General features: G+C 68.1%; 17 protein-coding genes and 2 pseudogenes. 13 read left to right on the forward strand and 6 right to left on the reverse strand.

What is annotated here, in order from left to right:
• The 3 genes and pseudogenes from ABZY11_RS27365 to ABZY11_RS27375 form a co-directional block, all read left to right on the forward strand.
• Positions 1–1,699: pseudogene (locus ABZY11_RS27365) on the forward strand (glycoside hydrolase family 2 protein); the annotation flags it as partial.
• 8 nt (positions 1,700–1,707) lie between these two features.
• Positions 1,708–3,204, forward strand: coding sequence for an ADP-ribosylglycohydrolase family protein (locus ABZY11_RS27370; protein WP_356481686.1), 1,497 nt, complete (start codon positions 1,708–1,710; stop codon positions 3,202–3,204).
• Between the two features lie 265 nt (positions 3,205–3,469).
• Entirely contained in the window at positions 3,470–3,604 is a 135-nt protein-coding gene (locus ABZY11_RS27375; protein ID WP_356481687.1) for a hypothetical protein, read from the forward strand.
• A gap of 115 nt (positions 3,605–3,719) precedes the next feature.
• Here ABZY11_RS27375 and ABZY11_RS27380 read toward each other — a convergent pair whose 3' ends face one another.
• Positions 3,720–3,896, reverse strand: a complete 177-nt coding sequence (locus ABZY11_RS27380; RefSeq protein ID WP_356481688.1) for a helix-turn-helix domain-containing protein — start codon at positions 3,894–3,896, stop codon at positions 3,720–3,722.
• A gap of 79 nt (positions 3,897–3,975) precedes the next feature.
• On the opposite strand from ABZY11_RS27380, the gene ABZY11_RS27385 reads away from it, so the two are divergent.
• From ABZY11_RS27385 to ABZY11_RS27400, 4 genes and pseudogenes are all read left to right on the forward strand, one after another.
• The gene (locus ABZY11_RS27385; protein WP_356481689.1) at positions 3,976–5,112 is read left to right on the forward strand and encodes an extracellular solute-binding protein; all 1,137 of its coding nucleotides are present in this window, start codon (positions 3,976–3,978) and stop codon (positions 5,110–5,112) included.
• Between the two features lie 53 nt (positions 5,113–5,165).
• Positions 5,166–5,458: pseudogene (locus ABZY11_RS27390) on the forward strand (enoyl-CoA hydratase/isomerase family protein); the annotation flags it as partial.
• 15 nt (positions 5,459–5,473) lie between these two features.
• Positions 5,474–5,686, forward strand: a complete 213-nt coding sequence (locus tag ABZY11_RS27395; protein ID WP_356481690.1) for an enoyl-CoA hydratase-related protein — start codon at positions 5,474–5,476, stop codon at positions 5,684–5,686.
• Between the two features lie 7 nt (positions 5,687–5,693).
• Positions 5,694–6,896 (forward strand): fumarylacetoacetate hydrolase family protein, encoded by a 1,203-nt coding sequence (locus tag ABZY11_RS27400; RefSeq protein ID WP_356481691.1) that lies wholly within the window; start codon positions 5,694–5,696, stop codon positions 6,894–6,896.
• Positions 6,897–7,096: 200 nt separating this feature from the next.
• Here ABZY11_RS27400 and ABZY11_RS27405 read toward each other — a convergent pair whose 3' ends face one another.
• Positions 7,097–8,152 carry a LacI family DNA-binding transcriptional regulator gene (locus tag ABZY11_RS27405; protein WP_356481692.1) on the reverse strand — a complete coding sequence of 352 codons (1,056 nt, stop codon included), beginning with the start codon at positions 8,150–8,152 and terminating at the stop codon, positions 7,097–7,099.
• A gap of 257 nt (positions 8,153–8,409) precedes the next feature.
• Here ABZY11_RS27405 and ABZY11_RS27410 point away from each other — a divergent pair, with 257 nt between their 5' ends.
• The 4 genes from ABZY11_RS27410 (at position 8,410) to ABZY11_RS27425 (ending at position 13,179) form a co-directional block, all read left to right on the forward strand.
• Positions 8,410–9,606 carry a CoA transferase gene (locus tag ABZY11_RS27410; protein WP_356481693.1) on the forward strand — a complete coding sequence of 399 codons (1,197 nt, stop codon included), beginning with the start codon at positions 8,410–8,412 and terminating at the stop codon, positions 9,604–9,606.
• Between the two features lie 100 nt (positions 9,607–9,706).
• A complete protein-coding gene (locus ABZY11_RS27415) occupies positions 9,707–11,092 on the forward strand; it encodes an MFS transporter (protein ID WP_356481694.1) in 1,386 nt (461 codons plus the stop codon).
• 2 nt (positions 11,093–11,094) lie between these two features.
• Positions 11,095–11,532 (forward strand): MaoC family dehydratase, encoded by a 438-nt coding sequence (locus ABZY11_RS27420; RefSeq protein WP_356481695.1) that lies wholly within the window; start codon positions 11,095–11,097, stop codon positions 11,530–11,532.
• Between the two features lie 69 nt (positions 11,533–11,601).
• Positions 11,602–13,179 carry an aldehyde dehydrogenase (NADP(+)) gene (locus tag ABZY11_RS27425; protein WP_356481696.1) on the forward strand — a complete coding sequence of 526 codons (1,578 nt, stop codon included), beginning with the start codon at positions 11,602–11,604 and terminating at the stop codon, positions 13,177–13,179.
• On the opposite strand, the gene ABZY11_RS27430 is transcribed toward ABZY11_RS27425, so the two are convergent.
• On the reverse strand, positions 13,166–13,603 hold the full coding sequence (locus tag ABZY11_RS27430) for an IS3 family transposase (protein WP_356481697.1): 438 nt from the start codon (positions 13,601–13,603) through the stop codon (positions 13,166–13,168). The genes ABZY11_RS27425 and ABZY11_RS27430 overlap by 14 nt on opposite strands.
• A gap of 202 nt (positions 13,604–13,805) precedes the next feature.
• On the opposite strand from ABZY11_RS27430, the gene ABZY11_RS27435 reads away from it, so the two are divergent.
• Positions 13,806–14,168, forward strand: coding sequence for a hypothetical protein (locus ABZY11_RS27435; protein WP_356481698.1), 363 nt, complete (start codon positions 13,806–13,808; stop codon positions 14,166–14,168).
• Positions 14,169–14,799: 631 nt separating this feature from the next.
• Here the strand turns inward: ABZY11_RS27435 and ABZY11_RS27440 are convergent.
• The 3 genes from ABZY11_RS27440 to ABZY11_RS27450 all read right to left on the reverse strand — a co-directional run bounded on the left by ABZY11_RS27440 (position 14,800) and on the right by ABZY11_RS27450 (position 17,178).
• Positions 14,800–14,925, reverse strand: coding sequence for a hypothetical protein (locus tag ABZY11_RS27440; protein WP_356481699.1), 126 nt, complete (start codon positions 14,923–14,925; stop codon positions 14,800–14,802).
• Positions 14,926–14,947: 22 nt separating this feature from the next.
• On the reverse strand, positions 14,948–15,502 hold the full coding sequence (locus tag ABZY11_RS27445; RefSeq protein WP_356481700.1) for a carbonic anhydrase: 555 nt from the start codon (positions 15,500–15,502) through the stop codon (positions 14,948–14,950).
• Positions 15,503–16,023: 521 nt separating this feature from the next.
• Entirely contained in the window at positions 16,024–17,178 is a 1,155-nt protein-coding gene (locus ABZY11_RS27450) for a PP2C family protein-serine/threonine phosphatase (RefSeq protein WP_356481701.1), read from the reverse strand.
• A 1,184-nt stretch (positions 17,179–18,362) separates the two neighbouring features.
• On the opposite strand from ABZY11_RS27450, the gene ABZY11_RS27455 reads away from it, so the two are divergent.
• Positions 18,363–19,607, forward strand: a complete 1,245-nt coding sequence (locus ABZY11_RS27455) for an acyltransferase family protein (RefSeq protein WP_356481709.1) — start codon at positions 18,363–18,365, stop codon at positions 19,605–19,607.
• Positions 19,608–19,843: the final 236 nt, after the last annotated feature.

Genomic DNA, 19,843 nt, shown 5'->3' on the forward strand with positions numbered 1-19,843 from the left:
GGGGGTGCGTGCTCGCGGGTTGGGGGGGCGCCCTGGTGCTTCGGCGGGGCGCGCGCGTTATCCGGGCGCAATCCCGGTGTTGTTGGGGGGGCGCCGACCGATCGACCGCTGGGAGAGGAAGATCGGCTTCCGCACTGTGGAGATCGAATCGGAACCGGACACCGAGGGATCTCCGTTCACGATCGTGGTGAACGGTGTACGTGTCTTCGCGCGTGGGGTCAACTGGATTCCCGACGATTGCTTTCCCACCAGGGTGGGCCGACGGGAGTACCGCGAGCGCCTTGAGCAGGCGGCGGCGGCGAACGTCAATTTCGTGCGCGTGTGGGGCGGAGGCAACTACGAGGCGGAGGAGTTCTACGACATCGCCGATCAGTTGGGCCTCCTGGTCGCGCAGGACTTCTTGTTCGCATGCGCCGCCTACCCCGAGACCCCCGAGCTCATCGGTGAGGTCGATTCCGAGGTGCGCGAGAACGTCGTGCGCCTCGCCTCGCATCCGAGTCTGGCGCTCTGGTTCGGCGGCAACGAGACGCTCTGGGGCTTCCAGGACTGGGAGTGGAAGCCGGTGCTCGGCGATCGTGACTGGGGCGAGCGGTACTGGATGGAGCTCCTCCCGCAGTGGCTGGGCGAGCTCGATCCTACTCGGCCGTACTGGCCGAACAGCCCGTACTCCGGCAGCCCCGATGTACATCCGAACGACCCGGCACACGGCACGTCACACGCCTGGGAAGTGTGGAACTCCGAGGATTACCTCGCCTATCGCGATCTCCGGCCGCGGTTCGTGGCGGAGTTCGGCTATCAGGCACCCGCCGTGTATCGCACGCTCCTGGATTCGGTCGGAGAGGCTGAACTTAGCCGACACTCGGCAGCACTGCAGCACCACCAGAAGGCCGCGGACGGCGAGCTCAAGCTGCAGAGGGGACTCGACGCCCACTTCGGCGATCTGGATGCGTTCGACGACTGGTTGTTCGCGACACAGCTCAACCAGGCGAGGGCCATCACCACAGGCATCGAGCATTTCCGGTCGCTGGCACCGCTGTGTGCGGGGACCGTGTTGTGGCAGCTCAACGACTGCTGGCCGGCGCTGTCGTGGTCTGTCATCGACAGCGCGTCCCGACTCAAGCCGTCGTGGTACGCGCTTCGGAATGCCTACGCTGACCGGCTTCTCACGGTGCAGCCGCTCGACGAGGCGCTTCAGCTGGTGGCGATCAACGAGCGCGACGAGCCATGGCATGTGACGACCAGCGTGCGTCGGATGAGCTTCGACGGAGTCGAATCGGCCACGCAGCACGTCGAATTCACGGTCGAGGCCAGATCAGTCGTCCGTCTCGCGCTCGAGCCGACCGTCAGCGAGGCAGTAAACCCCGCTCGCGAACTCATTGTCGCCGATGCCGACGGATGCCGGGCCACCTGGTACTTCGACGCCGACAAGAACCTCGAGTACCCGGAGCCCGTCTACTCGGCTGCCGTCATCGCCGAACCGAACGGCTACCGCATCGATATCGAAGCGAAGAGCTTGCTGCGGGACCTTTCGCTCTTCGCGGATCGAATCGATCCCGCGGCTGTCGCCGACGACATGCTCCTCACTCTGCTTCCGGGCGAGCGGGCATCGATTTCAGTGACCACGGAGTTCTCGGGCAACCCCGATCGGTTTACCCGTTCGCCGCAATTGCGCTGCGCAAACGACCTCAGAAGCAAGTAGGGGCAAGCATGACTTCAATCAGTCGCGAAGCCGTTCTCGGATGTTGGCTCGGCAAAGCGATCGGAGGAACACTCGGTCAGCCGTTTGAGGGCCTTGATGGTCCGCTGGCCGCAACGTTCTACGAGCCCGTACCTACCGAGATGGTGCCGAACGATGATCTCGATCTTCAGGTCGTCTGGGCGTGCGTTCTCGCCGAGCAGGCAGAGCCGTCGGTCACCTCGAGTGCACTCGCTGCGGCGTGGACGACGCATGTGGAGTTCCCCTTCAACGAGTACGGGGTCGCCAAGCGCAACCTTCGCGAAGGAATCCTCCCCCCGTTCAGTGGTTCGTTCGACAATTGGTTCACGAAGGGCGAGGGCGCGGCCATTCGCAGTGAGATCTGGGCCTGTCTGGCACCGTCTGACCCAGCAACAGCCGCCGAGTACGCCTACCGAGACGCCTGCGTCGACCATGCGGGCGACGGCGTCTTCGCTCCCATGTTCCTGGCGGCGCTGCAGAGCAGGGCCTTCTCGAGCGGCACCGTCGATGATCTGCTCGACGCGGGCCTCGGCGTCATTCCCCGCGATTCCGGAATAGCCCAGGTCGTCATCGCCACGCGCACATGGTTCGAGGAGTTCCCGGACTGGCGAGTCGTGCGGTCGCGGATCCTGGGCCGATTCGAGTCGCAGGACTTCACCGATGTACTCATGAACACAGGCTTCGTCGTGCTGGGCCTCTTGGCCGGGCACGGTGATTTCGCGGAGTCGATCCTCATCACAACGAACTGCGGAAAAGACACGGACAGCTCGGCCGCGTCGGTTGGTGCAACGCTCGGAATTCTCTCGCCGGCGTCGATCCCGAGAGAATGGCTCGCGCCCATCGGCTCAGATCTCGTGCTCAGCCCGGGAATCGTGAACCTCGACGCTCCGGCGACGATCGAGGAGTTCACCGATCTCGTTCTCGGGCTGCGTGAGCGCGTCACCTTCGTGCCTCGCGAAGCCGAACACGACTGGGACCCGCGCTCGAAAGCGGTGAGGGTAACCCGGAGCTGGTCGACGCGCGCCGGCGAACTCGGTGCACTGAACGACTGGTTCATGCCCGCCTCTCACGCGCCGGCGCCCGAGTTGGCCGGCGAGAGCGCCAGTGTCGAGCTCGAAGGCACGTGGTCGCAGTTGGCTGCTGAGGGCTTCGAGAATGACCTGATGCTCCTTTGCTATCCGCTTGACGCCCGAGGGGTCCAGAACGTGCGCGTGATGGTCGCGAGCAATCTTCTGGTTCGGGTCTGGCTGGACGGCAACTGGCTGTTCGGTCGTGATGGCGGTGCGATGTTCCCGGCCCCGCACATGCCGCGAATGAACACCTTCGCCGACGTCGAACTCAGCGAAGGACCCCATGAGCTGACAGTGGTGCTTCACCGCCCGGAAGCCGGCCGCGTGGGTGAGTGGGTCGTGGCGATCGCAGATTCCCGGACGAAGGAGTGGATCCCGGACGCATTGCGCGTTCCTTCGCAAAAGAGTGCAGCCTGAATGCACGCAGGATGGCCACGGTGCAACGCGCCGTGGCCAGCTTTGTGAGAGCTCAATCCTGCAGGGCCCACGCTCCGTATCGATCCCCGGGGTTTGGATGCGAGTCCGCCATTCCCTCGCTGAGGCTGGGTTCGCCCGCGTCTTGTCGGAGAAAATCTCCACCCGAGCCACCAAGCGCCCCGAGCTGGAGGCCGCACCCGTCCGGCATCGTCTTCACGGTGCTCGCCGCGATGTCCGGCATGGAACGCGAATACGCAACCAGGAGATGAGCCTGCGATACATCGCCAAGCGCCCTGTCATCACCAAGGGCGCGAAGAAGGGCCGGCATCCCTCGCCCGCCACCGTCATGTGGATGCTCCGCAAACACGACGAGCAGATGGCCGCCGCGGTGAGTACGTGATCCCCCGCTACTGTGCGGCCGGTGTCTGCGCCAAGGGCTGTACCGCAGGACACCAGGGCCTAGGAGGTCGGACCCTGACCGCTGTTGCCGTCGCTCCTGCAAGGTGACGGAGGGCCTACCGGTCAGAGTTCCCCGCGCGCTCCAGGACCCGGTACGCCGTCGCCCGGCTCACGGAGAACAGTTCGGCGAGATCGGCGACGGTGCGCTCGCCACTGCGGTATCGGGAGGACCGGCCGGGGACCGACTTCGAGGGGACGGACTGCCATCGCCAAGGGTGTCGCCGGAAAGTCATTTGTTGTACGTTAGCGCTAACGGTAGCGCTAACGTAGCCGTTGTGACCGCCTCCGCCACACTCCTTGGATGGTGCTTCCATGACCGACTACCGAGGGCTCACCTGGGACCATCCGAGAGGTACGGTCGCCCTGCGCACCGCCGCCTCGCGTTTCTCCGGGGAGAGTCACGAACACACCCTCGCCTGGGACAGCCAGCCTCTGGAGGGCTTCGAGTCCCACCCCGTGGGCGATCTGTGCGCGCGGTACGACCTCGTCGTTCTCGACCACCCCCACCTCGGGGACGCGCTGGAGGCCGATGCGCTCCAGCCGCTGGACGAACTGCTGCCCGCGGCGGTCGTTCAGGAGTGGCGGGCCACGACGGTGGGATCCGCCGACCGCTCGTACACTCTCGACGGCCGGCTGTGGGCCGCGCCACTGGACGTGGCGACGCAGGTCGCGGCCCTGCGCCGGGCATCGGTGCCCGAGCCTCCGCGGACGTGGGGCCAGGCGCTGGAGCTGGCCGGCGCGGTGCCCAGCGCTCTGTCCCTGGCCGGGCCGCACGCCCTGCTGACCTACTTCTCGCTGTGCGTGGCCCTCGGCGACGCCCCGGCCACCCGGGCCGATGCCGCGCCATTGGTCGGCGGCGTGGCAGGTGTGGCGGCGCTGGAGATGATGCGCGACTTCTTCGACCGCTGCGACCCCGCCACGGCCGAGCTGAATCCGATAGCGCTGCTGGAGCGGGTAGCGGAGGGACGGATCGCCTACTGCCCCTTCGTATACGGCTACGTCAACTACGCGTCGGCCGAAGGCAGCCCCGTACGCTTCGCCGATGTGCCCCATTGCCGGCCCGGTGGACGGCTCGGTTCCGTACTGGGGGGAACCGGACTGGCCGTCTCACGCCGGACGCCGGTGACCGAGGAACTCGTCCAGCACATCGTCTGGCTGCTGTCCGCCGACACCCAGCGGGGATTTCTGCCCCGGCACCAGGGGCAGCCCGCCCGGTGCGAAGCATGGACCGATCCCGCCGTGAACGAGCACAGCGGCAACTTCTACACGGACACCCTCGCCACCATCGAGAGCGCCTGGGTACGTCCCCGCTACCCCGGCTACACGGCGTTCCAGCGGGTTGCCTCGGAGCTGATCCGGGACGGCCTGCTGACGGGCCGTCCGGCCGCCGCGTTGTACGACGACCTGGAAGCGCTCCACCGCGGCACAAGCGTCGCGACGGGAGCCTGACCGGAGCGACAGGCGGTGCCACCGCTCGCGAAACGGCCTTGTGGAGGACTTCCGTGAAGAGCCGCATACCTGAAAGCGTCCGGTCGCTGCGTGATCACACCGCCGCGAGCACCCTCGACCGCCCCGAAAAGCTGAATGCAGTCACCGGATCGATATCGGCCGAGCTGAAGCGTCTGGCCGACCGGTGCAACAACTCCGACGGGGTGCGCGCCGTCATCCTCACCGGCGCCGGGGAACGCGCCTTCTGCGCGGGTTCGGACATCACCGAAGCCGACGCGTACGCCACGCCCTGGGACTTCCGGAACCGCGCCGACTACTGCGACTCGTTCCGTCGGCTCCGCAAGCCGCTGATCGCAGCCGTGTGGCCCGCGAGATCGCGGGGACCATCGCTTCCCGCGCACCGATCGCCGCCGAGACGGCCAGGGCCGTCCTGCGGGCGGCGGCGACGATGCCGATGGACCAAGCACTGACCTATGAACGCGATCTGCAGACCGTGTGCTTCGCCACGGAGGACACGGCCGAGGGCCGCACGGCCTTCAGTGAGAAGCGTCGACCGGTATTCCACCGAAAGTAGGCATCCCATGACATCCGACATTCCCACCACCACGGTGACGCTGGAGCTGTCCGCCGAGGCCACCCTCCCCGAGGACGGCACGGCCGGAAGTCTGCTCGCCAGAATCTGGAACCCCGAAGTGGACGGGCCCTCGCCGGCCGCCGTCCGCGAGGACGGCGTCTACGACATCTCCGGCGACTTCTCCACGGTCTCCCGGCTGTGCGAGGAGAAGCAGCCGGCCGCCGCGCTGGCCGAGGCGACCGGACCACGGATCGGGAGCGTCGACGAATTGCTGGCACAGACCGTCCGTCGCCCCGACGACCCGGGCGTGGCGCACTTCCTGGCCCCCGTGGACCTCCAGCCGGTGAAGGCCGCCGGTGTCACCTTCGCGAGTTCCATGGTGGAACGCCTTATCGAGGAGCGCGCCAAGGGCGACCCGGGCGCCGCCGCAGCCATTCGCGCGGAACTGGCCGAGGTCCTCGGAGGAGATCTGCGCAGCCTGCGCCCGGGAACGCCCGAAGCGGCCGAGGTCAAGAGGCGCTTGGTGGCCCGGGGCGACTGGAGCCAGTACCTGGAGGTCGGCATCGGGCCCGACGCCGAGATCTTCACCAAGGCACTGCCGCTCTCGGCGGTCGGTCCGGGCAGCCGCGCCGGGGTACTGCGCGAATCGGAGTGGAACAACCCCGAACCGGAAGTCGGCCTGGTGGTCTCCTCCCAGGGGGAGATCGTCGGCGCGACCCTGGGCAATGACATCAACCTCCGTGACTACGAGGGGCGTTCGGCGCTCCTGTTGCCCAAGGCCAAGGACAACAACGCCTCCTGTGTGCTGGGCCCCTTCGTCAGGCTCTTCGATGACACCTTCGGCCTCGACGACGTCCGGTCCGCGACCGTACGCCTGGAGGTGTACGGGACGGACGGCTACGTCCTGATCGGCAACTCGTCCCAGGGGGAGACCAGCCGGGCACCGGAGGACCTGGTCCGGCAGCTGATGGGAGCGCACCACCAGTACCCGGACGGGGTGGTTCTGCTGCTCGGCACTATGTTCGCCCCCGTCAACGACCGCGGCGAGCCCGGACGGGGCTTCAGCCACCGCCCCGGGGACGTGGTCCGCATCTCGACGCCGGAGCTGGGCACGCTGGCCCACGAGATCCGGCACTCCCAGGACTGCACGCCGTGGACCTACGGAGTGCGGGCACTGATGGCCGGCCTCGCGCGCCGCGGGCTGTTGTGACGGGGGAGCCGCCGGCGGCCGCGAGCGCCTGTATCACGGCGGCGATGGCGGAGTGCGGTCCCTGATCCGGGCGATGAAGGCCGCGGGGGCGGCCGAGGGGATCGAGGTCAACGCGCCCCCGGCCGGCCGGCGCACCCGCCGGGTTTCCGCCCGACGCCCGGCTTCCTGTCCCGCCCCCGGGCACGGCAGGAGGCCGGGTGTCAGGCGCTGCCGCGGTGACGGATCTCGAAACCCATGTCCACCTTCGTCGTCTCCGGCCGCTCCCCCCGCATCCTCTTCAGCAGCATGCGGGCCGCCTCCTGGCCGATGGTGGTGTTGGGGAGGGCCACCGTGGTCAGTCCGGGCCGCAGCATCCGCGACAGCTCGAAGTCGCCGAATCCCGACACCGCGATCTCGTCCGGCACGGCGATGCCGTGTGAGGCCGCCGCGAGCAGCGCCCCGTTGGCGAAGATGTCGGTGGAGAAGACGAGGACGTCGCTCTCGGGGTGCGCCTGCCGGGCGACCTCCAGCAACTGTCCTCCCGACTCCAGGGTCAGCGGGTAGGCGGAGGCGTCGACCACCCGTGGTTCCTGGCCGGGCCAGTAGGTGTTCACCGCACGCAGATAACCGTCCAGTCGCCGCCGTGAGCGGTGGTCGCCCTCCAGCAGCGAACCGACGAAGCACAGGTCGCGGTATCCGGACTCGTGCAGGTACGAGACCATCGCGTACATGGCGTCCTCGTTCGAGAAGCCGACGAGGGTGTCCAGCGGTGTGTCGGTCCAGTCCCAGGTCTCCACGACGGGGACCCGCGAAGCCTTGAGCATCTTGATCACTGCGGGACTGTGCAGGGCGCCCGTCATGAAGAACCCGTCGGGGCGTCGGCCGAGCAGTGAGCGGATGAGTTCCTCCTCCTGCCTGTCGTCGTAGTCCGTGTATCCGAGCAGGAGCTGGTAGCCCTCCGGGGCCAGCACCGAGGACAGGCCGGTCAGCGTCTCGGAGAAGATGGAGGCCGAGAGCGAGGGGATCACCGTGGCGACGATCTTGCTGCGGTTCGACGCCAGATTGCGCGCGGACAGGTTGGGGACGTACCCGGCCTCACGCAGCGCGGTCCGTACCCTGTCCCGGGTCGCCGGACTGACCTCGTCGGGTATCCGCAGGACTCGGGAGACGGTCTGCGCCGATACTCCGGCGATCGCGGCGACATCCTGAAGTGTCACGGACCGGGTGCCGGAGCGGCGCCGGCGAACCGGGTCCGCCGCGGCGTCGCGGCTGCTCATGCTGGGCTTCGCCCCTCTGCGCTAAGTGATGATCAGGGATTGCGTTCCGCACAACTCTACGCAGTCGTACCCCTTCTCCGAGCACGCTTCGGAGCAGTCGAAGTCGTGCGTGGCAACGCTCCGTATTGCTAGCGGCCGATGTCCGTCATGTTTCTTCCAAGGTCTTCTGTTAGCGCTACCGATAGCGCTAACATCAATCGCATGCACAGGGATTGTCCCTTTCGCTTCCTTTCCGACTCTATGTGAAGAGGCTGCTCATGAAGGTTCTCGAAGGGATCCGTGTACTCGATCTCTCGATCGCGATGTCCGGACCGTTCGCCGCCATGAAACTGGCGGACCTCGGAGCCGACGTGATCAAGGTCGAACCCACGACGGGGGAGTGGCAGCGCCACGCGGCGGCCGGCGGTGCCCAGGGCAACGAGGTCAACGCCTCGTTCCTCTCCCTCAATCGCAACAAGCGCAGCCTGTCCATAGACCTCAAGTCGCAGGAGGGCGGCCGGCTGCTGCGCGAGCTGGTGGCGACCGCGGATGTGTTCCTGCAGAACTACCGCCCAGGAGTCGCCCAGCGCCTGGGCGTGGACTACGAGACGCTCAAGGTCATCAAACCCGACCTGGTGTACGTCTCCGTCTCCGGATACGGGGAGAGCGGGCCGTACGCCAAGCGGCCGGGCCAGGACCTCCTTCTCCAGGCCATGAGCGGGGCTCTGTTCAGCGCAGGTGAGCCCGGCGCGGCGCCGACTGCGGCTCCGTACTTCCTGGTCGACGCCTTCGCGGCCTACTCCGCCTTCGAAGGCGCTCTCGCCGCGCTCTTCCACCGTCAGCGGACCGGCCAGGGGCAGTTGGTGGAGGTCAACATGCTCGACGCGATCATCGCCGCCCAGATGCAGGAGATCACCGTGCGAACGGTGGGCGGGGTGCGCCAGAGCCGCAGCGAACACATCCACGCCCACAGCTACATCCGCGCCCCGTACGGGATCTACCCCACCCAGGACGGATATCTGGCGCTCTCCTTCGCCGAACCCGCTGTCCTGGCCGAGCTGATGCACGACCCCCGGCTGGCCGGCTACGAGGCGGAACGCGACGGCTTCGGCAAGCGCGACGAGATCTCGGGGCTGGTCGAGGAGAACCTGAAGGGACGGACCACCTCCCACTGGCTGGAGACGCTGGGCTCGGCGGGAGTGTGGTGCGGGCCCGTCTACGACTACGACCAGCTGATGGCGGACCCTCAGGTTGTGCACAACGGGTCGTTCCTCACCTACGAGCACCCCACCGAGGGGACTGTCACCACCCCTGGATTCCCCTTCAAGCTGGCCGCCAGCCCGCAGACCGTGGAGCGCCCCGCTCCCGTCAACGGCCAGCACAGCCGGCAGGTACTGAGCGAACTCGGGCTCCCTGAGGACGTCATCGCCCGCCTGGCGAAGGACGGCGTCGTCTTCTGCGCCCCCGTCGAATAGCCGCAGGACCCGCTCCTCACCCGAGAGCACCCCACAGAGCGCAGCGAGAGGGCTGAGCACACCCGTCAGCGAGATGATCCATCACAGCAATGGAGCAGATATGGATACGTCCCCAACCCCCGTCACAGGCAGAGCCACGACCCAGGCCCGCCGGGCCTCGATGGCCTCGGCGGTGGGCAGCCTCGTCGAGTGGTACGACTTCGGCCTCTACGGTGCCGCGGCGACCCTGATCTTCAAGGACTACTTCTTCGGGACCGACGACCCGTTCGTCGGGCTCATGGCGTCGTTCGCCACCTTCGCGGTCGGCTACCTCGCCCGCCCCTTCGGGGGCATGGTGTTCGGACATCTCGGCGACCGGATCGGCCGCAAGCCGGTGATGGTGGTCACCCTCGCGCTGATGGGCATCAGCACCATGCTGATCGGCGTGCTGCCCAGCCACGACAGCGTGGGCTTCCTCGCTCCGCTGCTCCTGGTCGTCCTGCGACTGGCCCAGGGCCTCGGCGCGGGAGCCGAGTACGCCGGCGCCGTGGTCCTGTCCTCCGAGTCGGCTCCGCCGACGAGGCGCGGCTTCTATGCGTCGTGGTCGGGCGCGGGCGTATGGATCGGCTCGGCACTGGGGCTCTCCGTCTTCCAGGGCGTGCTGGCGCTCACCGGCGACGGCTTCTACACCTGGGGATGGCGCCTGCCCTTCCTGCTCAGCCTGCTGCTGCTGGCCGTCTCCTTCTACATCCGCCGCAAGGTGACGGAGACGGACTCCTTCGAAGCGGTCAAGGAGTCCGGTGACGCCCCGAAGGTCCCGCTCGCCCAACTGCTGCGTACGGAGAAGCGCCGTCTCCTTGTCGCCCTGGGATCCAACGTCATCCTGAGCGGATACTCGTACATCCCCCAGGTGTGGATCCTGAGCTACCTCACGGACAACGTCGGACTGGCAGCCGGTCTCGCGTTGGCGGTGAACGCCGTGGTACTGGTGTCGGGGGCCGTCTTCATGCCGCTCTTCGGCGCTCTCGGCGACCGCATCGGACGGCGCAGGCTCTTCCTCTACGGAACCGCCTTCGGGATCCTGTGGCCCTTCCCGATGTTCGCGCTGATCGACACCCACAGCACTCCGGTGATCATCGCGGCGCTGGTGATCTGCTTCATCTGCTCCGTCACCGTCTGTTACGCCGCTCAGGCCGCCTTCCTCCCCGAGATGTTCCCGCCCGCACTGCGTTACTCGGGTGTGGCCTTCGCCCGCGAGACGAGCGGCGCGATCCTTGCCGGTACGACCCCGCTGGTGGCGACGGCGCTGTACAAGGCCGCGGACAGCTGGTGGCCCATCGCGGTCTGCATGGTCGTCTACGCCACGATCGCGCTCGTGTCGGTCCACTACTCGAAGTACTTCAGGTCGGATGCCCGCCAGGGCAACGACACGGACTTCGCGGCAGAGGAGGCATGGGTCTCCTCCGGCCCGGCCGACGGCAGTCCGGCAGCGAAGGCGGTGGTCTGACCATGCGGCTCGTCGAGCGCTATTTCGAGGACTACACGGTGGGAGAGGCCCAGGAGGGCGGCTCACGGACACTGGACCAGAGCGACATCAGCACCTTCGCCGGACTGACCATGGATTTCCATCCGGCACACATGAACCGCGCCTTCGCCGAGGAGCGATTCGGCGGTCGGCTCGTCCACGGTGTGCTCACCTTCGGACTGGTCGTCGGACTCACCGTTGAGTACAACCCGTGCGCGGTGGCGTACGGCTACGAGCGCATTCGCTTTCCCCGGCCCGTTCTCGCCGGCGACACCATCTCGGCCTGCAGCGTCGTCACCGAACTGCGCGATCACCGCAGGCCCGGCATCGGGCTCGTGACCAAGCAGTACACCGGCACCAACCAGAACGGTGAGACGGTCCTGTCCTGCCTGCACATCCTGGCCGTCGACCGGCGCGGTTGATCCGTCCCACGGGGGCGCGGCCTCCCGCAGCGCCCCCGCCACCCCCCTTTCTTGACGAGGTACACAGCCATGCCCCTCAACGGAGCCATGTTCATCGGCGCCGAACGACGCCAGGGCGCCGGTCCGGCAGCCCGCTCGGCCGACCCCCGGACCGACCAGCCACTGGAACCGCCCTACCCCGCGGGCGGAGCGCAGGACGTCGGCGACGCGTGTGAGCGCGCCGCGCTGGCCGCCGCGCACTATCGCTCCGTGCCGCCTGCCGAGCGGGCCGCGTTCCTGGAACGGATCGCCTACCGCATCGAGGAACTGGGAGACGAACTCATCGACCGGGCCGTCACCGAGAGCGGCCTGCCCCGGGGACGGATCAGCGGAGAACGCGACCGCACCACCGCGCAGCTCCGTCTCTTCGCCGAGGAGGTCCGCGCCGGAGAATGGGCTGAGGTGCGCGTCGACCCGGCCCCGCCCGTCGGCCGTCGCGCGGCAGGACCCGACCTGCGCCAGCGGCATCTTGCCGTCGGGCCGGTGGCGGTCTTCGGCGCGAGCAACTTCCCGCTGGCCTTCTCCGTGGCCGGCGGGGACACCGCGGCGGCCCTCGCCGCGGGCTGTCCGGTGGTGGTGAAGGGCCACCAGGCCCATCTGGGCACCTCCGAACTCGTCGGCTCCGCCGTGGCGGAGGCAGTCCGGGACTGCGGACTGCCCGGGGGAGTGTTCTCGCTCCTCTTCGGGGCCGGCAGCGATCTCGGGCAGGCCCTGGTGGCCGATCCCCGGATCCGCGCGGTCGGTTTCACCGGCTCGCAGGCCGGTGGCCTCGCCCTGATGCGTACCGCCGCGGCCCGCCCCGTCCCGATCCCGGTGTACGCCGAGATGAGCAGCGTCAATCCGGTCTTCCTGCTGCCGGGCGCACTGCGCGAGCGGGCCGATGACCTGGCCGAGGGGTTCACCGGATCGCTGACGCTCGGCGCGGGACAGTTCTGCACCAACCCCGGCTTGGTGATCGCGGTGGCCGGAGAAGAACTGGACCGGTTCGTCGCGTCCGCTTCGGCGGCCATAGGCCGCAGTACCGCACAGACCATGCTGACCTCCGGCATCCATCGGGCCTACGAACAGACCACCGCCGGGCTGCGGGCCAATGAAGGGGTCCGGGAGATCGCCACGGGCTTGCCGGGAGAGGGTGAGAACACCGGGACAGCCCGGCTGTTGACCGTCGCCGCCGACGACTTCCTGAAGAACCCCGGGCTTCAGGACGAAGCGTTCGGCGCCGCGTCGACCGTGGTCGTCTGCCGGGACCAGGAGCAGCTGACCCAGGTGGCCGGCGCGCTGCGGGGACAGCTCACCGCGACGGTCCACCACGGCGAGGGGGACGGTTCGTCGGCGACGGAACTCCTGCCCGTTCTGGAGGACACGGCAGGCCGAGTGCTCTTCGACGGGTGGCCCACCGGAGTGGAAGTGAGCCACGCGATGGTGCACGGCGGGCCCTTCCCCGCCACGTCCGACGGGCGCACCACCTCGGTGGGGACGCTGGCGATGCGCAGGTTCCTGCGCCCCGTCTGCTACCAGAATCTGCCCGCTGGGCTCCTCCCGCCGGAGGTCTCCGACGACAACCCCTACGACATGCCCCGGAGGACCGATGGCATCAGGGTGAGCTGAACTGGATTTTGCAGCGGCTCCGAAGCCAGGCGTCAGCGCGTCGACAACCAGGGAGGCGCGGTGGTGACCGGCCATCGAGTCCGACGATCTCGCGGGTGGCCAGGTCCAGCCAGGTCGCCAGATACAGCCGGCCCTCGTCGGTAGGGATGTAGGTGATGTCACCGGCCAGTATCCGGCCCGGGGCGTCGGCCGTGAAGTCGCGGCCGATCAAGTCCGCGGCGGGCACCGCCCTCTTCGCCGGACGGGTCAGCGACCGGCGCTTGCGCCGAGTGACCCCGGCGATGCCGCGCTCACGCGTGATCCGCTCCACTCGCTTGCGGTTGACCCGCCGGTCCAGCCTGCGCAGCTCGGCATGAATACGCGGCACCCCGCAGTTGCACCATGAGGCGATGTACAACACGGTGATCCCGTGATGCCAGGGCATCGTCGGCGGCCCGGCGGGCGGCGCGGGCCTGCTCGCCGGGCAACCAGGCGTAGAAAGAGGACCGGGCCACCTTCAGCAGCCGGCACAACAGAGCGACTCCGCGGGTGGTCTTCTCCGCCTCGATGAACGCGTACACCTCGCTCATCGATCGCTCTCCTTCGCGAAGAAGACCGCCGCTGTTCGCAGCACCTCGATTGCCCATGTGAAGCGGTTCGACGTGGCACCTGACGGCCGACTCTTCCGGAACCAGGCCGGCAACTACGTGGACGCTGCCGCCTACGGCATCACGTGGGCGCGGGCCCGGGCCCGGGAGCACGCCCTGATTCGTACTGAGCGCAGTTCTCGCCTGGCCAAGCGACCTTACGATCTCCGGCACGCCGGGATCTCGTTCTGGCTCTACTCCGGAGTGGACCCGGCCGAATGCGCCCGTCGCGCAGGCCAGAGCATCGAGGTTCTCTTCCGCCACTACGCCAAGTTCCTCGACGGCCTGCGAGAGCAGGCGAATTGCCTCATCGAGCAGTCCATGAACGAGTGGCAGCGCGTCAGCCAAGGTGAGGCACTCTAGGGCTGAACCGGGGGTTTGGTCCGTGACTGGTTCGGAAGCACTGGTCAGGACGAGTACAGGTGTGGGAGGAATGGGGAGTTGGCGCGCAAGCCGGGCTCGGTCGAGAGTGGGCTGGGCGAAAGGCGCCTGACGGGTGAAGACCCAGGTCAGGCGCCTTTTTTCGTGCGTCTGGAAGAAGCCCAGCTTCTTCGGCGAGTACGACACCAGCAGATTCTTCGCCTGCTGGTGGTACAGGACTCGCATGTATCTGACCTGCATAGATGGCTTAAGCGGAGGCAGTTGCATTTCCGTTGGCCCGGGGATGGTCCGGATCTTGATTGCCTTTCCATCGGTTTTCGTGCGGCGGGCGGTCGCCTGGAGTGCCGGTCAGTTGTCCCGGAGGGGACCAACCAGCCTGATGGGCGGTTGCGGAGCGCTGACCAGCATGGAGGGGTACCGGCGGGGTGCGGGGGAGTGACCTGGCGGGTAGTGCCGTGCGTACTCCCCGGACTTCCGGCAGCCAACGCGTTCCTTGAGGCCGGTTCCGCCGATGAAAGCCACCGGCATGGACGGGGCCGCGCAGTGGATCGGAAAAGCGTGCAGCCTGCGCCACAGGCGTCGCCTGCTGTCCGTCGTGCTGCCGGTCTCCTGCTCAGGAAGCCGTGTCTCCGGGATCCTCGGGATGGTGGGTGCGGTACACCAACTCGTCGGGGTGCCGGATGACCCTGGCCAGCCGCCAGGCGGCGTCGTACGACATGAGTCCGTGGCGCAGGCGCATCGATCCGGTCCGTCCGCGGGGTCTACGGCCTGGTAGGCGCGCCGGCCAGGACTTCCACCTTGCCTGTGTCGAGCGAGTAGTAGGCGCCGGCCACGGCAAGGGTGCCCTTCGCCACGAGCGGGGCCAGGTCCTGGTTGGAGCGCAGGTCGGCAGCGGTCAACTCGACCTGCGCGCGGGCCATGGTCTCGACCGGATCGGAGCCGCCCTCCCGGGCTGCCTGCTCGTAGGCCGGCCGCAGAGCCCTGGCGATCGCATCCAGGTTGCCGGGGAGTGGCTTGCCGTCACGGATGGATCTGTAGGCTGCCGCGACGGCGCCGCAACGCTGATGCCCGAGGACCACGATGAGCGGAGTGCCGCTTGTCATGGGCCCGTACTCCACCGACCCCGTGACCACCGGGCCGACCGCCTCCCCTCCCGTGCGCATCACGTAGAGGTCACCCAGTCCGGTGTCGAAGAGGAGTTCCGGCGGCACCCGGGAGTCGATGCACGAGAGGATCGCCCCGAAGGGTTCCTGCTTCTGGGCCACGAACTCGCGCCGGTCCGGATCCCGGTCGGGATGCCGAAGGTCTCCGCTCACCCAGCGTTCATTGCCGTCCATCAGTCTCGCGAACGCCTCGGTGGGCGTGCTCGGCCGCGCGTTCGGTGAAGTACTGGCCGCCGGCGGTGTGGCGCTCGTCGAGGAGCACCCCGTGAGCGCGACCGAGGCGACCACGAGTCCGCCGGCGAGCAGCGTTCTGCGATCCGGATGTTCTGATCCGCCCATCGGCGCTGTCGCTTTCAGTTCACTGAGATGGGTCCGTACATCTCGACCAGGGCGATTGTTCAGCGTTGTGTGGGAGCACGACGACAGGCGCAAGCGGGTGCGGCCCGCTGTGCCACCGACGGCCCACAGAACCGGCTCGGGCAGCTGAGTGCCTGATGCGCGTGCCGGGCCTGCGGAACGTGAGCCCACGCGGCGGCGCCGGTGGCATCGCGCAGGTGAAAACCGGTCACGTGCGTGCCGGTCCCTGTGGGGGTACGTGCTGGGACAGGCGGCGGATTCGAGCCTGGTATGAACCGATGCAAGGCGGGCGCGATTTCAAGATCTTCAGGGCACTTCTATTCGGGCAGGTGGTAGATGGCGAGGGCCGCGGTGTCGTCGTGGAGGTGGTTGTTGCTGTAGATGAGGAGATCGTGGTGGAGGCGGTCGAGGAGTTCCCGGGGCTGGAGAGGGCCCCAGGAGAGGACGCGCTGGCGGAGGGGGTAGAAGGCCCCGGTGCGGTCGCGTGCTTCGGTGACGCCGTCGGTGTAGAGCAGCAACTGGTCGCCGGGACCGAAGGGGTACTCATCGACCCGGTAGGCCTCTGTGAGGTGCATGCCCAGGTTGAGGGGTGGTGCGGGGTCGGCCGTCTCCAGTTCAGTGACCCCGTCGGAGCGGATGAGGAGAGGTGGGGGGTGGCCGCAGTTGACGATGCGGACCACGCGACTGCGGGGGATCTCCGCGAAAACAGCGGTGACGAAGCGCTCGCCCACGTCGTTTCCGGCCAGGCGGGCGGCTCTGCGATTCATGCTCGTCTCCGCCCGGCGGGCAACGGCGGCGAGGTCGGGTTCGTCGTGGGCCGCCTCGCGGAAGGCGCCGAGGAGGGTGGCGGCAGTCTCGACGGCGGGGAGTCCCTTGCCGCGGACGTCGCCGATGACGATGCGGAGTCCGTACGTGGTGGGGACGGCCTCATACAGGTCACCGCCGATGCGTGCTTCCGCAGCGGCGGACAGATAGAGGGCTTCAACCAGAAGTGGGCCGATGCGGTGCGGGACCGGGCTCAGCAGGACATGCTGCGCGATCTCGGCCACGAAGCGCACGTTGGCGAGGGTGCGTTCCCGGCGCACGCGGTGGGCAGCCAGGAATGTTCCGAGGACGCCGACCACAGCGGTGCTCAGGTAGGTGGCCACGTAGTGGCGCTCCCACACATAGCTCACCGGGCGGCCCGCGCAGCACGGGGTGCCGGCCAGGACTCCTTCGAAGGCGATCGCGAACACGGTGACGCCGGCGACGGCAGTGGGGCCGTGGGCGAAGGCTGCGATCACGGGGAGGGCGATGAGTAGGAAGCTCACCGGCCACTGCACGGGCGTAAGGGGTTCGAGCACCAGGATGCCCGCGACATAGAAGGCGGGCAGCCACCGCATCCACGCGGGCGCGGGCGGCACCTGTGGGCCCCCACCGCCGGGCGGCGCCGCCCAGCCACTCGCCGCCCTGGGGCGGCCCGGCCACCTCACTGCTCACTCCGTCGCAGAGCGAGCGGAGCAAGCGTGGACGCTGCCCAGTCGAAGTACGAAGCCGCCGTGTGGGCCTGCATGCGGACGTTGCTCCTGGCGGCTCCACTCAAACAGGCTGCACACGCGGGACTCCCGGCACATGATGTGGGCAAGACGTCCATCCTGCTGCCCCGCAACGTTTCGGGCCGACCATTGCTCCAGCCAATGGCATGTCAGGATCTTCGCGCGGGGGCCTCTATGCCGTTCGTCAAGCCCGAGGTGATCACGCGGCGGCTGCCTCGGGCCGGTGTGATTCGTAGAAGGTGCCGTCGCGGGGCATGGCGAACAGGACGCTGACGCGGTGGCGGGCGAGGTGGAGGAGGGCCTGGGTGTTGGTGTCCTGAACGTGAAAGGGAACTGTTTGTACGGCAGCTCTTTTCGATCCCAACTTGCCACAATCGGTCGGATGCGGTCCCGTCAGCGGCCCGTCACCGTCTTTGTGGCCTCGCAATGAGGCTCCCGGCCCCGGGGGTTCAGGTTCCGGAAGCGTGGGCCGTCTTGGGGTCATACATTTCGAACAGGGCCGCAGTTCGTGCCGGCTGCTTGGCGTGTTCGTCGGTCAGGTCGGCGAGGCGCGCGACCGCTGCCCTGTTCCTCGCGAATCAGGGCGTAGGCAATTGAGAGCAGATCCTTTCGGATCGGGCGAAAGGCCGCAGGCAGGTTGCCGCAGGAACCGGCTGTGAAGGTCTTGGACTCCGCGCTGAAGGGCGAAATCGTCGGCCTCGGCTGCGCATGTCGAGTGGAGCACGGGGTTCGGAGTTTGTGGCAGGTGCGACCGCGGAACATCGCGAACGGCATGCTGATGCGGCGGCGGGCGAGGCGGAGGAGGGTTTGGAAGTAGGGCATTCCTCGCACTTGGCATCTGTCGGGGCAGGTGCGGGAGGCGAGGTGTCGCAGGACCACGAAGAACATGACTCGTGCGAAGGTCCCTGGCTCCGATTCAGCCGGGCTTGCGGGCATTGTGCCGTTCGGCGTAGGCGCCGACGACGGCCTGTCCCGCAGCCGCGGAACCGTGGACGGCTGATCACTCGCTGGCACCGCACCCAGACGGAGACCAGTCAGCCGTACACCAACGACTGGCATGGTGATCTCATGGAAGGAGTCGGGTGGAACGGAACCGTTGCGCGGACCTTCTGCGTGTGTGTGTGTGTGCGATCGGCGGGGTGGTGCTGGGCCACTGGCTGCTGGTCAGCATCACGTACCGGAGTGGGCATCTGTCTGGTCTCGATGCTCTTCAGTACGTCGGCTGGGGCCGCTGGTTGACCTTGCTGCTGCAGGTCATGACGGTGTTCTTCGTGGTCGGCGGGTATGCCAACGCCATCTCCTGGACGGCCCACCAACAGCGAGGGGAAGGCTGGACCAACTGGCTGCGCGGCCGGATGCTGCAGTTGCTGTGGCCGACGACGGTGTACGTCGTGGTGGGCGCACTCGCCGTCACCGTGGCCCGCATCGCCGGCGTGGACATGGCCGCTCTGGCCCGCGCAGGGTGGCTTGCCACCCTGCATCTGTGGTTCCTGCCCGTCTACCTGCTGCTGATCGCGCTCACCCCGCTCCTGCTCGCCGCGCACCGGCGGTGGGGACTGGCGGTACCTGCGGTGATGGCCGTCGCGGCCGCGGGAGTGGACGCCGTGGTACTTGGCCCTCACCTGCCGCTGATCGGCTTCGCGAACTACCTGCTGGTGTGGGGGACGATGCACCAGTGGGGGTTCGCGTGGCAAGACGGCACGCTCACGCGTCCCCGGTGGCGCTGCGGGATGCTGTCCGCGGTGGGTGCCATGCTCCTCACCACGCTGCTGGTCTGGGGCCCCTTCCCCGTCAGCATGATCGGGACGGGGGCGCGGGTGGGCAACACAACCCCGCCGTCGATTGCCCTGCTGGCGTTCGCCGCCACCCAGACGGGACTGCTGCTCGCGGTCGAACCCGCCGTTGAGCGCCTGCTCGCCCACCCGTGGCGGTGGCGGCTGGTCTCCCGCCTCAATCGCACGGTCGTGACGGTCTACTTGTGGCACATGACGCCGGTGATCATCGTGGCCGGCACGTTCTATCCCACTGGCGTCATGCCCCAGCCGACCATCGGATCGGCCCAGTGGTGGGCCCTGCGCCCGGCGTGGATCACCCTCCTGACAGCGCTGCTGGTGCCCCTCACCGTGGGTGTGATGCGGACCCAGCGGCCGCTGCGTCTGCTGCCCGCGGGACTGGGAGCGGCCGGGTGGTGGTCGCCGGCGCTGGTGCTGTGTGCTCTGGGAGCCATCGTGCTGGCGTTGGTCAGGCTGGCCATCGACGGATTCGCCCCGGGCGGGCACGTGCCCGCGCTGGTGCTGGCAACCTACGTCTGCGGCCTCTTGGCTGCTTTGTGTTCGGGCCGCCCACCGTCAGGGCGAACAGGCTGAGTACCGGCGACGATCAGCACAGCGGCAGCGAGGACCTGCTCCGCACCCCGGCGGTGCGACTTCCGAAGCGCCCGGACAGCCGAGAAGGCCGCACCTCGGGCAGCGGCTGGAAACCCAGTGTGCGGGCGAGCGGGGTAGCGGCAGCACCGCCCCGACGGTGACCGCGCCGAGCGCGGCAAGCAGCAGGGGCAGGCTGAAGTGGCTGCGGAGTAACGGGATGCGGCGGGTGCGGATGG

The organism is Streptomyces sp. NPDC006510 (assembly GCF_040611955.1).
Classification (GTDB): Bacteria; Actinomycetota; Actinomycetes; order Streptomycetales; family Streptomycetaceae; genus Streptomyces.

Coding starts and splice junctions, on each gene's coding strand:
- ABZY11_RS27370 (WP_356481686.1), top strand. CDS start 1,708: ATGACTTCAATCAGTCGCGAAGCCGTTCTCGGATGTTGGCTCGGCAAA.
- ABZY11_RS27375 (WP_356481687.1), top strand. CDS start 3,470: ATGAGCCTGCGATACATCGCCAAGCGCCCTGTCATCACCAAGGGCGCG.
- ABZY11_RS27380 (WP_356481688.1), bottom strand. CDS start 3,896: ATGACTTTCCGGCGACACCCTTGGCGATGGCAGTCCGTCCCCTCGAAG.
- ABZY11_RS27385 (WP_356481689.1), top strand. CDS start 3,976: ATGACCGACTACCGAGGGCTCACCTGGGACCATCCGAGAGGTACGGTC.
- ABZY11_RS27400 (WP_356481691.1), top strand. CDS start 5,694: ATGACATCCGACATTCCCACCACCACGGTGACGCTGGAGCTGTCCGCC.
- ABZY11_RS27405 (WP_356481692.1), bottom strand. CDS start 8,152: ATGAGCAGCCGCGACGCCGCGGCGGACCCGGTTCGCCGGCGCCGCTCC.
- ABZY11_RS27410 (WP_356481693.1), top strand. CDS start 8,410: ATGAAGGTTCTCGAAGGGATCCGTGTACTCGATCTCTCGATCGCGATG.
- ABZY11_RS27415 (WP_356481694.1), top strand. CDS start 9,707: ATGGATACGTCCCCAACCCCCGTCACAGGCAGAGCCACGACCCAGGCC.
- ABZY11_RS27420 (WP_356481695.1), top strand. CDS start 11,095: ATGCGGCTCGTCGAGCGCTATTTCGAGGACTACACGGTGGGAGAGGCC.
- ABZY11_RS27425 (WP_356481696.1), top strand. CDS start 11,602: ATGCCCCTCAACGGAGCCATGTTCATCGGCGCCGAACGACGCCAGGGC.
- ABZY11_RS27430 (WP_356481697.1), bottom strand. CDS start 13,603: ATGCCCTGGCATCACGGGATCACCGTGTTGTACATCGCCTCATGGTGC.
- ABZY11_RS27440 (WP_356481699.1), bottom strand. CDS start 14,925: ATGCGCCTGCGCCACGGACTCATGTCGTACGACGCCGCCTGGCGGCTG.